A 2,910-nucleotide genomic window follows, 5' to 3' on the forward strand; every position below is an offset into this window, starting at 1 on the left:
CGTCGCACTCGAGACCTACGACATGCCGGGGGTCGAGTGGGACGACGGCGTCGCCGACATGGGTGCCATCGGCAAGGCCGCATGGTTCAAGGACAGCGAGGGAAACATTCTGTGCATCGACTCGGGCTTCCCGGAGGGCTGAGCAGCGGGCCAAGCGATCCGGCGGGAGCCTTCACAATGCTCGTCTGCGAGTGCCTCGGCGGTGTCGTCGTCGAGGCGGTCATGCCTCTCGAGGAAGGGCACCTCGATGGCTCCACCGGTGTACCCCATGTGGACCTTGCCGCGGGGTCTGGTGTCCGTGCCGGACTCGTCTCCCCAAGCAGTCCAGCCGGGCACTGGCGCGAGCTGTTCGACGGGCTCGACGCGGTGCTCGCGCCGACGCTCTGCGCCACCGCGGTCCGGGCCGACGACCCGGTCGTGCGGTGGCCGGACGGTACCGAGGAGCCGGCCATCGACGTCTACGTCAAGGCCTCCGCGCCGGGCAACCTGACCGGCCTGCCGGCGCTGTCGGTGCCGTGTGGGTTCGACTCGCAGGGCCTGCCGATCGGGCTGCAGGTCTACGGCCGGCCGTTCGACGAGGCGACGGTGCTACGGGTCGGCGCCGCGTTCGAGGCGGCCACCGACTTCGCGAACCGGATGCCGACCGGGCTGGGGTGAGGACGGGCCGGGCTCAGCGGCATACGGTCGGGCCCTGTGGCGTACGGTCAGGCTCCCGGCGGCCTCGAGACGGTCGCGTTTGAGCGTGAGGTCGATGCGGCGGGTGCTCGGTGAGAGCACCTCGATCGCGAGCAGCGGCGGCCCGGGCAGCTCGCGAGGGGTGAAGTCCGCGGTCCTGGCCACGATCAGGTCGGGCTGCAGCTCGGTGTCGTCGGCGAGGGCGACGGCGAACGGCGCGAGGACGACCTCGAGGCCCGGGGGTGTCGCGGCCGACAGCAGCAGGTGCAGCCGTCCGACGACGCGTTGGTGCCCCAGCGCGGGCGCCGGCGTCACGATGAGCACCCCGTCGATGAGCTCATGGCGGTGCCCGTCGTCGGGCAGCGCCGCGAGGTCCGCGCGGACCAGCGGACGCGAGCGCGGCAGCGCTGTCATGGTCATCATCGCGCCTCCTCGGGGACATGGGTGCCACCCTGCCCGAGCGCGGCTCGTCCGAGTGCCGGTCGTCCACAGGCAGCCGGTGGCGTCCAGTGGACTCGATCGAACCGACGTATCTGTCCAGATCGTGTATTTGCTGTCGTCCGGTTGCGTCTGCAGATTACCGAAGTCGGGTGCTTTCAGAGCAACTGGAACACATCGGACACAACGTGGATCTGATCCACCCGCGTGGCATTGGGGGCCGCGATGCAGTATGACGAGCTGGAGGTGGTGCTCGAACCCAGTGGGGACGGCTACACCGCGCGGGTCGCCGACTCGCCCACCGGGAAGGCTCCTGCGATGCCCTTCTCCCCACCGGCGGACGCCGCCGACCTGCTGGCGCTACGGCTGGCGATGCGGGGGCCGGACCGGCGCGCCGAGCCGACCCCGCCGGCCTCGTTCACGCCCAAGGCCTTCGGCACCGCACTGTTCAGGGCGCTGTTCAACGACAAGGCGCTCAACATCCTGCGCACCAGCCAGTTCGTCGCCGCCCGGCACCAGCGCGGCCTCCGGTTGCGGATCAGATTCGCCGACGTCACGGAGCTGGCCAACCTGCCCTGGGAGCTGCTCTACGACCCGGACAAGCACCGGTACCCGTGCCAGTACCGGAGCTCGCCGACGATTCGGGTGCTCGACCTGCCCGACCCTGCACGGCCGGTCAAGGTCGCCGGACCGTTGCGCATGCTCGTCGTCATCTGCGGTCCGGACGACCTGCCCGACCTCGACGTCGAGGCGGAGTGGCGCCTGCTCGAGCACGAGCTGGAGCCGTTGGTCAGGGCCGGGCGTATCGAGCTGGTCCGGCTGCCGGTCCCGACACTCGAGGCGCTGCACGCCCGGGTGCTCGCACAGGAGTTCCACGTCTTCCACTTCATCGGGCACGGCGGCATCGACGCGAACGGCGAGGGCTTCCTGGCCTTCGCCCACCGGAACGGACGCGCCCGGAGGGTCCTCGGGAGCCACCTGGGCGTGATGCTGTCCAACTCGCCGATCCGGCTGGCGGTCCTCAACTCGTGCCAGGGCGGCACGGTCGCCACGGTGGACCCCTATGGCTGCACGGCTGTCGCGTTGTTGGAGCAGGGCATCCCCGCTGTCGTCGCAATGCAGTTCCCGATCTCGGACCTTGCCGCGCAGACGTTCAGCCGGACGCTCTACGACTCGGTGGCGGCCGGCCGATCCGTCGACCTGGGCGTCACGATCGGCCGGCAGGCGGTGCTGGCCGCGAGCGAGTCCGAGTGGGCCACGCCAGTGCTCTACCTGCGGGACGGCGACGGCGCGCTCTTCGAGCTCGAGGACGGCCGGGCCGAGACGATCCTCGATGAACCGCCGGCTCCTCTGCCGTCGCTGCGGACCCCCGCGCCGCATGCGGGGCCGCAGCCGGCGACCCAGTCACCGTCATCACCTGTGCCGCACCCGCCGGCCCTGCGGATACCGGAGCCAACTCCCGGACGGATCGGCCCTCCGCCCGTCGTGGCGCCACTGGCGCCCACCGGCCTGCACGGCTCGACGCGGGGGCACACCGTTCGGCTGGGCTGGGACCGGAACGGACCCGACGGTCCCGTGGTGCGCGAGTGGGAGGTGTACCGCAACGACGAGGTTGTCAGGCACGTCGCACAGCCGATGGTGAGCGACCGGCCGCCAGGGCCGGGCAGGTACCGCTACCACGTCGTCGCCTTGGGCGAGGACGGCCTGCGTTCGCCTCCGTCGGCCCTGTGGGAGACGGTGCTGCCCCACCGCTTCCGGCTCGGCCTGGTCCTGTTCCTGCTCGTGACGGCGCTCGGG

At 71.2% G+C, this 2,910-nt stretch carries 3 protein-coding genes; 2 read left to right on the forward strand and 1 reads right to left on the reverse strand.

Annotated elements, in window-relative coordinates; all coding sequences use genetic code 11:
• Positions 1 to 177: 177 nt before the first annotated feature.
• Positions 178 to 657: an amidase family protein gene (locus WMI84_RS17855; RefSeq protein WP_347355120.1), complete on the forward strand. Its 480-nt coding sequence runs from the start codon at positions 178 to 180 to the stop codon at positions 655 to 657.
• Here the strand turns inward: WMI84_RS17855 and WMI84_RS17860 are convergent.
• Complete coding sequence (locus WMI84_RS17860) at positions 589 to 1,098, reverse strand: Uma2 family endonuclease (protein WP_347355121.1); 510 nt, start codon at positions 1,096 to 1,098, stop codon at positions 589 to 591. The two genes, WMI84_RS17855 and WMI84_RS17860, sit on opposite strands and share 69 nt — an antisense overlap.
• Positions 1,099 to 1,338: 240 nt before the next feature.
• On the opposite strand from WMI84_RS17860, the gene WMI84_RS17865 reads away from it, so the two are divergent.
• On the forward strand, positions 1,339 to 2,910 hold a 1,572-nt coding region (locus WMI84_RS17865), incomplete at its 3' end, for a CHAT domain-containing protein (RefSeq protein WP_347355122.1).

It is taken from the genome of Intrasporangium sp. (assembly GCF_039812505.1).
In the GTDB taxonomy this organism is placed as follows: Bacteria; Actinomycetota; Actinomycetes; order Actinomycetales; family Dermatophilaceae; genus Intrasporangium_A.

What these genes read in the sequence shown, in the direction of transcription:
- WMI84_RS17855 (WP_347355120.1), top strand. Translation starts at nt 178, where the DNA reads ATGCTCGTCTGCGAGTGCCTCGGCGGTGTCGTCGTCGAGGCGGTCATG.
- WMI84_RS17860 (WP_347355121.1), bottom strand. Translation starts at nt 1,098, where the DNA reads ATGATGACCATGACAGCGCTGCCGCGCTCGCGTCCGCTGGTCCGCGCG.